An 11,929-nucleotide genomic window follows, 5' to 3' on the forward strand; every position below is an offset into this window, starting at 1 on the left:
ATGAGCCAAACACCTTTAGCTTTACAGTTACCTTTACAGGGCAGTCAGTTAATTGAAGCCAGTGCCGGAACAGGTAAAACCTATACTATTTCTGCCGTGTATTTACGTTTAGTCCTTGGGCATGGTACCGAGCAAACTGCTTTTGCTCGTCCTTTATTACCCCCAGAAATTTTGGTGGTAACCTTTACCGATGCAGCCACTGCAGAGCTTAAAGACCGTATTCGCCAGCGTTTAATTGAGGCAGCTAAGGTTTTTCGTTTACCCGCTACTTCAGCAGAACTGGTGTCGGTTGATCCGCTATTAATTGCACTACGTGATGATTTTGCTGAACAGGCATGGAGTAGTTGTGCCTATAAGCTGGAGCTAGCTGCGCAATGGATGGATCAGGCGGCCATTTCCACCATTCATGCCTGGTGTCAGCGTATGCTCCATGAACATGCATTTGATAGCGGCTACCTATTTAAGCAAACCTTAGAAACCGATTTTTCAGAGCTAGAGCAACAAGTAGCAGAAGATTACTGGCGTGAGTTTTGTTATCCGCTCACGGGTGATTTACTAGAGCAAGTGATTGCGCAGTGGCAATCTCCTGCTATTTTGCTAAAACAAGTGCGCCCATTATTAGGGCGTATTGCTACGCAAGCAAAGCCTGTAACCAGTGCTTTAACAGCGGTTAAGCAGCAGGCTGAGTTACAGGCTAAGCAGCAGTTACACCAGTTGAAAACCCAGTGGCAACAGGCTTTAGAGGCATACTGGCCAACCTTAGAAGCTGCTGTTCAGGCCAAACACTTACCGAAAAAACACTTAGAATGGTTAGGCTTTGTACAAAGCTGGGCGCTTGATCCGCAGCAGGCAACCTTTAAAAGCACGTCAGCCTCCAAGCGCGATCTAGCTTGGGAGGGCTTTCAAGCAGCCTGGAAAGGTGCTGCCGAACAGTGCCCAGCGCCCAGCTTTTTAGTGGAAAATTGGTATGCTGCTACGCTCGAGCAGCTCGACCGGCTAACAAGCCAATTGCCAGAGCAACTGCTTAAACATGCCGCAACTTGGATTGCCCAGCGGTTTGAACAGGAGAAGCAACAGCGCTCGCTCATGGGCTTTGATGACATGCTCAATCGCCTAGACACTGCATTACAAGGCGAAGATGCGCAGCGTTTAGCGGAGACGATTCGCCAGCAATTTCCGGTAGCGATGATTGATGAGTTTCAGGACACCGACCCAGTTCAGTACCGAATTTTTAATCAAGTCTATGCCATTGAAAGCAATCAGCCAGAAACCGCCATTTTGCTGATTGGTGACCCTAAGCAAGCTATTTATAGTTTTAGGGGCGCGGATATCTATACCTATTTGCAAGCGCGCCGCGCCACAGAAGGTCGGCATCACACCTTAGACACTAACTATCGCTCTAGTCAGGCGATGGTAGATGCAGTTAATTATTTATTTGCACAGGCTGAGCAGCGGGAAGCTAAGGGCGCCTTTTTATTTGATAAAAGTCAGCATGCCTTGCCATTTCACACCGTACAAGCCAAAGGTCGTGCTGCAAAATGGACAGTTAATGGTGAGGCTGCCCCAGCCTTAACTTGCTGGCTAAATGAAAACTTAACCGTAAATAGCGAGCATTATCTTGCCGAAATGGCCGCTAGCTGCGCCACTGAAATTACTCGCTTACTGACGTTGGGCCAAACTCAGCAAGCGGGGTTTGTGACGGATGAAACTTTCCACGGGCTAAAGCCAGGTGACATTGCAATTTTGGTACGCAGTTTTAATGAGGCAGAAGCTGTACGTCGTGAGCTAGCTGAACGCAAGGTGCGTAGTGTCTACTTATCTGATCGCGATTCGGTATTCAGTACCAGTGCAGCCCAGGATTTATGGCACTGGCTTAATGGCTTTTTGCATCCACAAGATGATCGTTTGATTCGAGCAGCGTTGACCACCTGCAGCTTAAATTTGTCATTGCCACAGCTGCACTCCTTTGTTGAGGACGAGGTGCTGTGGGAACAGCAAGTGCTAAAATTTCGTCGTTATTACGAACTTTGGCAAAAGATCGGTGTTTTGCCGGCCATTCGCCAGTTTATCCACGACTACCAATTGCCAGAACAGCTAGCCAATGACCCACAGCGCGAGCGCAAACTGACCGATATTTTACACCTAGCAGAAGTGCTACAGCGTGCCAGCAGCGAGTTAGACAGTGAATGGGCTTTGCTGCGCTTTTTAGAAGGCTTGATTGATGGCGATCAGCGTGCTGCAGATGATTATATAGTGCGCTTAGAAAGTGATGCCGAACTGGTAAAGGTGGTTACTATCCACAAATCTAAGGGGCTCGAATATCCGTTAGTGTTTTTGCCCTTTATTTGTCGAACGCGCCAGCTAAAAAAAGGTGAGCCTTACAGCTATTTTGATGGCCAAGCTCGGCAGTATTGCATCCATCATGACGAAGAAAGCTTTGCGCTAGCAGAGCAAGATCGACAAGCCGAAGACCTACGCTTACTGTACGTCGCATTAACCCGTGCACAATATGCATGCTGGTTGGGTATGGCAGATGTTTCTTATTACAAAAAATCAGTATTTCACGCTTCTGGCATTGGCTACTTACTCAATGGATTAACGCCTTTAGCGCAGGCTGAATCACTGGAAACAGTACTGACTCAACATCAGCAACAGTTTACTGCGATGCAAGTACTGCCTGCTCCGACTGCAACTGCAAGAGTTTATGCCGGTGATGAAACAGCGCAACAGCAGCCGATATGGCTAACGCCGCAGCGCACAGTAAAAGAGCATTGGTGGATTGCCTCCTACAGTGCGCTTAAATTGGGCACGCAGCTGACTGAATTAGTGAACCTACCAGAACCTATCGAGCCTGAAACCACTCACTTTAATTACCAAGATAAATCCGCCCAAGCCGGTAGCGAAGACAGCTTAGTCACCGAGCTAGCCGATCAGCATGAAGCCTTAGCCCCCTTTGATGATCAGCTAGCCGTAACTTTAGATAAAACCATTCACCAGTTTCCTAAAGGACCAACGCCTGGGACTTTTTTACATAATTTATTTGAAATTGCCGGCGAACACAGCTTTGGCTATTTGTTGGAGCGCCCTGGCGAATTAGTGCAACTGCTTGAACGTCGCTGCGCTGCCTTTGATTGGCAAGACTGGGTGCCTACGCTAACTGCTTGGTTAAGCAAAGCTCTTAGTTGTAATTTACCCATTACTGCTGAGGGGGGCTTGCGCTTAAAAGATTTAACTCAGTATCAAGTAGAAATGGAATTTTGGTTTGAAGCACAGCGGGTGAATGTCTTGGCGTTAGATCGCTTAGTACAGCAGTATGAGTTTGCTGGTGAGCTTCGTTTGCCTTTAGAGCCTGATCGTTTGCATGGTATGTTTAAAGGATTTATTGACTTAACATTCGAGCATCAAGGCCAATATTACGTTGCTGATTATAAGTCTAATTGGTTGGGGGAAGATGACACTGCCTACACCCAAGCCGCCATGCAGTCGGCTATTTTACAGCACCGCTATGATTTGCAGTATGTGCTGTATTTGCTGGCTTTGCATCGCCTGCTAAAACTACGCTTGCCCAATTATGACTATGATCAGCATATTGGCGGTGCTGTGTATTGGTTTGTGCGGGGCATTGATGCTGATAGTCGAGGCGTTTTCAGTCGTAAACCTCCTAGGCAGCTTATCGAGCAACTTGATGCTTTGTTTAAAGGCAAGGCGCCTGAGCAGTTATTAACTAAGGAGCTGGACTAATAGGTATGCAGCAGTTAGATATTTTTCAGTCCGTGTCGCCAGATCCTAGCGAGCCTTTCGATTATTTGGCCAGCCATGAATCGGTGTTTAGACTATTGCAGCATTGGCAAGCACTGGATTGGTTGCGCTCGCTAGATAATGTGTTTGCTCAGTTTATTTCCAGTTTATACCCTAGCGCCTCGCCGTTATTTGTTTTGGCCGCCGCTTTGGTCAGTCATCAACAAGGGCGTGGGCATGTCTGTTTGCTGCTGGACGAAACCTTGAGTCATCCCGACTTTGCTTTGTCTTTACCGCCTGAAGGCAATGGACGAATAATTCAGCCATTATTACCATCCACCGTGCTGCGCCAAGTTACTCTGGAGCAATGGCTGCAGCAAATTGAACAGGCATTGGCATTCTCTACGCAGCAGCCGTTACATTTAAATGGCACTCGTCTGTATACCCAGCGCTTTTGGCAGTACGAGCAGCAGTTAGCCGCCAGTTTGAAGCAGCGTATGGGGCAGGCAAAAACTCAACCAGAGAATTTAACCGAGTTATTACATCGCTTATTCTCCGTAAAGAGTGTCATCAACGGGCAACCCGTGGTGGACTGGCAAAAAATCGCCTGCGCCTTAGCCAGTCAGCAATTTTTCACCTTGATTACTGGCGGTCCGGGAACTGGCAAAACCACCACAGTGGTGCGTTTGCTGGCACTATTGCAACAGGTGGCGTTACAACATAATCCAAAGCAACCCTTAAGAATTCAATTAGCGGCGCCAACCGGTAAAGCCGCGGCTCGGTTAACAGAATCTATTGGCGCTCAAATTGAGCAATTGCCGATTGCGGCAGAGGTTAAGCAACAAATTCCGAAAGAAGTACTGACTCTGCACCGGTTGCTGGGTAGTCAACCTGAAAGCCGAGCCTTTAGGCACAATCAAGATAACTTACTAATGCTAGATGTGTTGGTGATTGATGAAGCCTCAATGATTGATTTAGAGATGATGTATAACGTGCTACAAGCGCTTCCAGTGCATGCCCAGCTGATCCTGCTAGGCGATAAAAATCAGCTGGCTTCAGTTGAGGCGGGTGCAGTGCTGGGGGATCTCTGTCACTTTGCTGAGCAAGGTTATTATGCGCCAGAGTTAATCGAGCAACTGTCGGCTACTACAGGGGAGTCAATCGCCAGTGAAGGCTTGGTTTCAGGCCTGCACTTACTGGCGCAGCATACCGTGATGTTGCGTCATTCACGGCGTTTTTTTGCTGACTCTGAAATTGGTCAGTTAGCCACTGCGGTTAATCAAGCGGAAGCAACTCAGGCTGAACAGCTATTCATTAGACCAAGCAATCAAGAGTTGTTGCATTTATCAGCGATCAGCAGCAATGAACTGCTGAAGTTTGTCATTAACGGCGTTGCTTCAGGTAACTCTCAGCGTTTGGGTTATGCGTATTATTTAGAGCAGCTAAAAGCTAAACGTCCTGACAAAGCCTGTTCCGATGTGAATCAATGGCAACAGTGGAGTGCAGAGATCTTAAACGACTTTAGCCAGTTTCAACTATTGGCAGCGGTGCGTAAGGGCGAATACGGCGTTGAGCAACTCAATCAGCGCATTGCTGAACGTTTGGCCAAAATGCAGCTTATTCATCAGCCGTATGGTTGGTACGAAGGCCGACCGGTGCTGATCACTCAAAATGACTATAGCTTGGGCCTGATGAATGGCGATGTGGGCATAGCACTCTACGTGCCGACCTTTACCCAGCAAGGCCGAGTCAGTGAAGGGCTGAGCTTAAGGGTAGCCTTTGCTAAAAATGATGGCAGTGGCGCAGTGCGCTGGTTGCTACCCAGTCGTTTAAGTGCAGTGGAAACGGTATTTGCTATGACCGTACATAAATCCCAAGGCTCGGAATTTACCCATACCGCACTGATCTTGCCTGAGCAATTAAACCCAGTGTTAACTAAAGAACTGGTCTATACCGCCATTACTCGGGCGAAACAAAAATTCAGCTTAATTGAGCCAGTCCGCGGAGTGTTTTCTCAAGCAATACAGCGTTCAGTCAAGCGTAACAGTGGATTGTTAGAGGCTATTCTTAATGATTAGCCACAAAACCAGCAGGGAATAAATTATTGGTTTGATGGTCAAACCAATAATCGCTGGTTGCGAAGCCAGGTAAATAAAGCAAGTCACAGGAGTAACGAAAATGATTGTGACCACAACGCAATCGGTAGAGGGTCAACGCATTACTCGTTATCACGGTATTGTGGTGGGTGAGGCTATTTTAGGCGCCAATCTATTTAAAGACTTGTTTGCCAGTGTCCGAGATATTGTCGGTGGCCGCTCAGCTACCTACGAAAAAGAGCTACAAAAAGCGCGCAGTATTGCTTTGCAAGAGCTAGAGCAGCGCGCTGCAGCACTTGGTGCTAATGCAGTGGTTGGCGTTGATTTAGACTTTGAAGTGCTAGGTCAAAATAACGGCATGCTCATGGTCTCAGCCAGTGGAACTGCAGTAACCATTGAGTAATTAGTCGTCTTGCATTCACCTAGGGCCTTAGCAAATACTGAGCCTATTCATTTGATCAATTAATAGCGGAGTTTTTATGAGTGATATTAATAACGTAAGTCATAATGCAGACAAGCTTTGCTTTGAAACTACAGTAGATGGGCATAGAGCCCATTTAGATTATCGAACCATCGATGAGGATACCTTAGATTTTCATCATACCTTTGTACCAGATGAATTAAGAGGGCGTGGCGTGGCCGCAGATTTGACCGAAGCGGCTTTAGCTTATGCAGAAGAGCAGGGGTTCAAGGTGCACCCCAGTTGCTCCTACGTTGAAACCTTTATGAAGCGTAAGGGAATTCCTGCCGCTTAAATTAAAGGCTCTGCCGTTGAGTTAGCGGCAGAGCCTTTTTAGCTTTAACTAAACAACGCTTCGAGCTTGATTTGATCTTGGGCGAACTGGCGAATGCCTTCAGCTAATTTTTCGGTTGCCATAGCATCTTCATTATGAGCCCAACGAAATGCGGCTTCGGTCATTGCTGGTGGTCGCTCTTGCAAGCTCGGCACAGTTAATTGAGGTGTCAATTCACCACATTGTGCAGCTAACTGCTCAATTAACTCAGGACTAATAGTTAAACGATCGCAACCGACCAGTTGTTCGATTTGTCCGATATTTCTAAAGCTAGCGCCCATCACAATGGTGGGGTATTGGTGCTGCTTATAATATTGATAAATTCGGCTTACCGATTGCACGCCTGGGTCTTCAGCACCCTGATAATCAATTCCTGAACGTTTTTTATGCCAGTCATAAATGCGTCCAACAAACGGGGAGATTAGATAAACTCCTGCTTCAGCACAGGCAATTGCCTGTGCCATCGAAAATATTAAGGTGAGGTTGGTCTGAATACCTTGCTGTTCTAAGCGCTCCGCCGCTTTAACTCCCTCCCAAGTGGCGGCAATCTTAATTAAGACGCGCGCTTTTTCTACTCCAGCAGCTTGATAAGCAGCAATCAAGCGTAATGCTGCCTGATAGGTTGCTTCGGTATCAAATGAAAGGCGTGCATCCACTTCGGTTGAAATGCGCCCAGGAATTTGTTGCACAATTTCACTGCCCACCGCGACCGCAAAGGCTTCAGTGGCTGCCTGTAGATCAGTAGCATGCTTTTGCTTAATCGACTCGATTAAGGCCTGATAAGGCTCAAGTGCTGCTGCTTTTAGTAATAATGATGGGTTAGTAGTAGCATCTTGTGGCTGCAAGCGTTGAATCGCATGTAAATCACCGGTATCAGCCACAATGACGGTATGTTGCTTTAGTTGTTCAAGTTTAGAGGACATAATGCTATCTTCGTCAGGAGTTCTAAGTGTCAGCAGCGGCTTAGCGCGCTAGTTGGCGTTAGTGTTACGCTGTTTTAGTCAGGCTAACGTCGCTGTATTACCTTTTAATTTCTTCTTCAGGGTTATTAGCATAGGGTAACGGTAACAGCAGCAGTTCTGGTCCATCAATAGCTCCTAAGCGTACGCTACCTTGCAGTGCCGACTCTTCTAGTGCGACTGCTAATAATTCAACCACTGATTCTGCCGGATTAAGTGCTGCGATAATGACCTCGCCAATGGCATTGTTTTTGTCCACTGAAAATACCTGGGTGCCCGCTGCAGGCAAGTCCTCACTGTTGAGGGCAAAGCGAAATAAATGACGCTTTAATTTGCCTAGGTATTGCATTCTTGCCACAATTTCTTGGCCGCTATAGCAGCCTTTTCTAAAGCTGACTGCGTCCAATGCAGGTAAGTTAAAAATTTGTGGAATAAAGCTGTCGCTGGTTGCTTCAGTAATATAAGCAATACCTGCACTGATTAACCCCAAATGCCATATATTAGTGTCGCTTTCAGTTGCACCGTGACTGATTAAGCGCTTGGTTAAACAACTGGCTTCATCTGCAGGGCACCATAATTCGATAAGGCTAGGACTCACGCGTACTGCTGTTAGGTGATTTAAATGCACTACGCTATTACTTTCATAAGGCAGCTCTAGGCCTAACGCTTGAAGTATGGCCTCAGCATCGACTAAACCAAAGCGAGCCCATTCTGCAGAAACATTGCTTAAGCTCGATTTAGAAAAAAGCGCGTATTTTTTTAACTCTTCAATTTGCAGGTCAACTAAAGAGTGATCCATGGCTAATAAATAACCTTCTGCGACTTGCAGCACGCGAAAGTTTGAGATCATGCGTCCCTTAGGATTGCATCTCGCGCCTAAGCTGGATCGGTTATCATGTACATAGTCGAGATTACAGGTGATCTGACCTTGTAAAAACTTTTTGGCATCACTGCCTTTGACCGATAAAACACCTTGTTCAGAAAGCAGGGTAAAATATGCTTGGCTCATTACTCAAATCTCACTTAATAAGTTCTGCTGATTTTCACTCATCATACTCGCTATTTTAGTAGCGAGTGCGCTTAGGCACGTTGTCGCCTATACTTAGCTCATTCGCTAAGGGGAGTTACTTATGGATTCAAATACAAAGGTTTCACAAACTGAATTAAATCGCCTGTTTTGGCATAGTCGCCGCGGCATGCTTGAGCTAGATGTGCTGCTAGTACCTTTTGTTAAAGAGGTCTATCCAGAGCTATCTGCTGAAGATCAAGCGCGCTATCGCAAGCTGTTAAGCTGTGAAGATCAGGATATGTTCGGTTGGTTCATGCGACGCAATTCTCCTGAAGATAGCGATTTAAAATATATGGTTGATATGATTTTAACGCGTGCCCAAAACCCATAACACTTTCAGTATAACCCTACAGCCTTCTAAGTGTAGAAGGCTATTGGGCATTTGTAGTCTAGTACTGCTTTTAATGAGCAGTTTTTTACTGCAATGGTCATGGAGTTTGTTCGGGGTATATGTCGCAGCACTACTAGCCAGCATCTGGGAAATGCAGTTAGCCCGCTCAACAGGTAAAACCCTCAGTTATTCTGCTCACCAATGGCATCTTGCTACGGCGCAAAATCCTGCGCTTAGTCACCCAATTCAAGTCTACGGTGAAACGGTGGTCACGCCTTGGTTGGTAGTTGTACTGTACCGGCTGCCTAATCAATACTTTAAGCGTGCGCTGGTTATTCCTGCCGATTCACTAAACTCCCAACAGCACCGCCAATTAAGAGTCAGGCTCCGTTTTTCGCGAGCGGTTATTCATCATTAAGGCTATGATCACTAAGCTTATAGTTATCTGGCGTAAGCAGTGTAGGGATCGCTTTGGCTAATGTATCAGGATAATCAAGAGTGTAATGTAAGCCGCGACTTTCTTTGCGGGCAAGGGCGCAGTTAATGATTAACTCAGCCACAATGGCTAAGTTTCTTAGCTCCAGCAAATCTTTACTGACTTTGTAGTTCGAGTAAAAATCTTGGATCTCACTTTGCAGCAACTTGATCCGATGTTGCGCGCGTAAAATTCGTTTATCGGTACGCACAATACCAATGTAGTTCCACATAAAACGGCGTAACTCATCCCAGTTATGGGCGATGATAATGTCTTCATCAGAATCAGTTACTTGTGAGGCATCCCAAGCGGGAATGGGGTAAGGCGTAGCAACGGGGTGCTGAATAATATGTTGAGCCGCCGAGCGAGCATAGACAAAGCACTCAAGCAAGGAGTTGCTGGCCATCCGATTGGCTCCGTGCAAACCGGTAAAACTAGTTTCACCAATGGCATACAGCCCTGCAAGATCGGTTTGTCCATGCTGATTCACCCAGACTCCACCACAGGTGTAGTGGGCTGCTGGCACTACTGGAATGGGTTGCTTAGTAATATCAATGTCAAAGTCTAAACAACGCTGATAAATCGTCGGGAAGTGGGCTTTAATAAAGTTCGCCGGTTGATGCGAAATATCGAGGTAAACGGAGTCTAGCCCCCGTTTTTTCATTTCATGGTCAATGGCTCTGGCCACAATATCACGGGGCGCAAGCTCGGCCTTAGGATGATACTGCGGCATAAAGCGCTCACCTGATGGCAGCTTTAGATAAGCGCCTTCACCGCGTAAAGCTTCAGATATTAAAAAATTCTTGGCATGCGGATGATATAAGCAGGTAGGGTGAAACTGATTAAATTCTAAGTTGCCCACCCGACAACCGGCACGCCAAGCCATCGCGATACCATCGCCAGTCGCACTATCTGGGTTACTGGTATATAAGTACACCTTAGCTGCGCCACCTGTGGCCAAAATCACTTGTTTGGCGGCGTAAGTGGCTACTTGATTGTTGCTGGCATCTAGCACATAGGCACCGACGCAACGTTTGGCTGAAGGGTTAACGCTACATGGTTGAGTAATAAGATCAATCGCTACTTGATGCTCAAAGAAATCAATATTTGCCTGTTGTTTTGCATTAGTCAGTAAGGTGGTAAAGATAGCCGCGCCGGTTGCATCAGCGGCGTGAATAATTCGTCGCTGGCTATGTCCGCCTTCTTGGGTGAGGTGAAAGTCTAAAATAGAACGACTATCTAAGGGGGCACCATCATTTTTAGTAAAGGGCACGCCCTGATCAATTAACCACTGAATAGCCGCGCGACTATTTTCCACGGTAAAGCGCACCGCGTCTTCATCGCACAAACCAGCGCCTGCAACTAAAGTATCTTGAATATGCGACTCTACCGTATCGCCTTCATCCAGTACCGCAGCAACGCCGCCTTGGGCCCAGTAAGTAGAACCTGCATGCAATGAGCCTTTACTGAGAATGGCAATGCTATAGCTAGCCGGTAAATTGAGCGCTGCAGTTAAACCAGCGGCACCACTACCGATAATTAACACATCATAGGAATAGTGAAGGCTCATAACAGGGTATCGATTCTAAGCAATAAAAGAAGCTAGCCAATGTAAACCCGATAGGTGTTTTTGGCTAGCCGTTAGTTCTATTGTTTAGCTTGCCATTGGGCAGGGCGTTTAGCGATAAAGGCATCAATCCCTTCCATTGCATCGGCCTGAGTTAAGTTATCAACCATCACTTGTCCTGTATAACGATAGGCCTCAGCTAACGGCATGTTCAGTTGCTGGTAAAAAGCGTGCTTACCTAGCTTTAAGGTGGCGGGTGATTTGCTGGCAATTTTTTCAGCTAAGGCCACGGTAAAGTCTGCAAGCGCGGAGTTATCCACGGCATGATTAATCAACCCCATTGCAACGGCTTGCGTTGCACTAATCATCTCGCCAGTTAGCAGCATTTCTAGTGCATGCTTAGGACTAACTACCCGTGATAAGGCTACCATCGGCGTTGAGCAAAATAAGCCGATATTCACTCCAGGAGTGGCAAAGCGCGCACTCTCAGCGGCAACTGCTAGATCACAAGAAGCCACAAGCTGACAACCTGCCGCGGTAGCAACGCCTGACACCTCGGCAATCACTGGTAAGTCTAAGTTCACTACTTGTTGCATGACTTTGCTGCACTGATCAAATAGCGCTTGATGCTGCTTTGGGTCACCAAAAGCTTGCTGGATTTCCTTAAGGTTATGTCCTGCACTAAAGGCTGGACCTTTGGCTCTAATAATGAGTACATGGATCGCTGGATGCTGTTCAGCTTCTAGTAATCGTTGCTCTAACTCTTGCAACATAGCCAGTGATAGGCTATTGCGTGACGATTGATTATCAAGGGTAATAACCCCGACATGATTGGCTAGAATCTCTAGGGTAATAGGCTCGGTCGACATAATGAATATCCTAAAAAATAATCGGTTAAGC

Annotated in this window: 10 protein-coding genes; 6 read left to right on the forward strand and 4 right to left on the reverse strand. The window is 46.7% G+C overall.

The window, feature by feature from the left end:
- The 4 genes from recB (at window position 1) to AKN87_RS02515 (ending at window position 6,589) form a co-directional block, all read left to right on the forward strand.
- Window positions 1-3,741: an exodeoxyribonuclease V subunit beta gene (gene recB, locus AKN87_RS02500; protein ID WP_053102347.1), complete on the forward strand. Its 3,741-nt coding sequence runs from the start codon at window positions 1-3 to the stop codon at window positions 3,739-3,741.
- 5 nt (window positions 3,742-3,746) lie between these two features.
- Window positions 3,747-5,816: an exodeoxyribonuclease V subunit alpha gene (gene recD, locus AKN87_RS02505; RefSeq protein WP_080995481.1), complete on the forward strand. Its 2,070-nt coding sequence runs from the start codon at window positions 3,747-3,749 to the stop codon at window positions 5,814-5,816.
- Between the two features lie 100 nt (window positions 5,817-5,916).
- The gene (locus AKN87_RS02510) at window positions 5,917-6,237 is read left to right on the forward strand and encodes a heavy metal-binding domain-containing protein (RefSeq protein ID WP_053099506.1); all 321 of its coding nucleotides are present in this window, start codon (window positions 5,917-5,919) and stop codon (window positions 6,235-6,237) included.
- 76 nt (window positions 6,238-6,313) lie between these two features.
- The gene (locus AKN87_RS02515) at window positions 6,314-6,589 is read left to right on the forward strand and encodes a GNAT family N-acetyltransferase (protein ID WP_053102348.1); all 276 of its coding nucleotides are present in this window, start codon (window positions 6,314-6,316) and stop codon (window positions 6,587-6,589) included.
- A gap of 44 nt (window positions 6,590-6,633) precedes the next feature.
- On the opposite strand, the gene tal is transcribed toward AKN87_RS02515, so the two are convergent.
- Together tal and ygfZ are read right to left on the reverse strand one after the other, a co-directional pair.
- Complete coding sequence (gene tal, locus AKN87_RS02520; RefSeq protein WP_053102349.1) at window positions 6,634-7,551, reverse strand: transaldolase; 918 nt, start codon at window positions 7,549-7,551, stop codon at window positions 6,634-6,636.
- 97 nt (window positions 7,552-7,648) lie between these two features.
- The gene (ygfZ, locus tag AKN87_RS02525; protein ID WP_053099509.1) at window positions 7,649-8,596 is read right to left on the reverse strand and encodes a CAF17-like 4Fe-4S cluster assembly/insertion protein YgfZ; all 948 of its coding nucleotides are present in this window, start codon (window positions 8,594-8,596) and stop codon (window positions 7,649-7,651) included.
- A gap of 121 nt (window positions 8,597-8,717) precedes the next feature.
- Between ygfZ and AKN87_RS02530 the strand changes: the two genes are divergently transcribed.
- Both AKN87_RS02530 and AKN87_RS02535 read left to right on the forward strand, forming a co-directional pair.
- Window positions 8,718-8,987 (forward strand): FAD assembly factor SdhE, encoded by a 270-nt coding sequence (locus tag AKN87_RS02530; RefSeq protein ID WP_053099510.1) that lies wholly within the window; start codon window positions 8,718-8,720, stop codon window positions 8,985-8,987.
- On the forward strand, window positions 8,971-9,405 hold the full coding sequence (locus AKN87_RS02535) for a protein YgfX (protein ID WP_331454210.1): 435 nt from the start codon (window positions 8,971-8,973) through the stop codon (window positions 9,403-9,405). Before AKN87_RS02530 ends, AKN87_RS02535 begins: the two co-directional genes overlap by 17 nt.
- Here the strand turns inward: AKN87_RS02535 and nadB are convergent.
- Together nadB and AKN87_RS02545 are read right to left on the reverse strand one after the other, a co-directional pair.
- The gene (gene nadB / locus AKN87_RS02540; RefSeq protein ID WP_053102351.1) at window positions 9,392-11,032 is read right to left on the reverse strand and encodes an L-aspartate oxidase; all 1,641 of its coding nucleotides are present in this window, start codon (window positions 11,030-11,032) and stop codon (window positions 9,392-9,394) included. The genes AKN87_RS02535 and nadB overlap by 14 nt on opposite strands.
- A 77-nt stretch (window positions 11,033-11,109) precedes the next feature.
- Window positions 11,110-11,898: an enoyl-CoA hydratase gene (locus AKN87_RS02545; protein WP_053102352.1), complete on the reverse strand. Its 789-nt coding sequence runs from the start codon at window positions 11,896-11,898 to the stop codon at window positions 11,110-11,112.
- Between the last annotated feature and the right edge of the window lie 31 nt (window positions 11,899-11,929).

This window comes from Thiopseudomonas alkaliphila (assembly GCF_001267175.1).
Taxonomy (GTDB): Bacteria; Pseudomonadota; Gammaproteobacteria; order Pseudomonadales; family Pseudomonadaceae; genus Oblitimonas; species Oblitimonas alkaliphila.

Excerpts from the sequence above, each read along its gene's own strand:
- ygfZ (WP_053099509.1), bottom strand. The coding sequence starts at position 8,596 with ATGAGCCAAGCATATTTTACCCTGCTTTCTGAACAAGGTGTTTTATCG.
- recB (WP_053102347.1), top strand. The coding sequence starts at position 1 with ATGAGCCAAACACCTTTAGCTTTACAGTTACCTTTACAGGGCAGTCAG.
- nadB (WP_053102351.1), bottom strand. The coding sequence starts at position 11,032 with ATGAGCCTTCACTATTCCTATGATGTGTTAATTATCGGTAGTGGTGCC.
- AKN87_RS02530 (WP_053099510.1), top strand. The coding sequence starts at position 8,718 with ATGGATTCAAATACAAAGGTTTCACAAACTGAATTAAATCGCCTGTTT.
- AKN87_RS02510 (WP_053099506.1), top strand. The coding sequence starts at position 5,917 with ATGATTGTGACCACAACGCAATCGGTAGAGGGTCAACGCATTACTCGT.
- recD (WP_080995481.1), top strand. The coding sequence starts at position 3,747 with ATGCAGCAGTTAGATATTTTTCAGTCCGTGTCGCCAGATCCTAGCGAG.
- AKN87_RS02515 (WP_053102348.1), top strand. The coding sequence starts at position 6,314 with ATGAGTGATATTAATAACGTAAGTCATAATGCAGACAAGCTTTGCTTT.
- AKN87_RS02545 (WP_053102352.1), bottom strand. The coding sequence starts at position 11,898 with ATGTCGACCGAGCCTATTACCCTAGAGATTCTAGCCAATCATGTCGGG.
- tal (WP_053102349.1), bottom strand. The coding sequence starts at position 7,551 with ATGTCCTCTAAACTTGAACAACTAAAGCAACATACCGTCATTGTGGCT.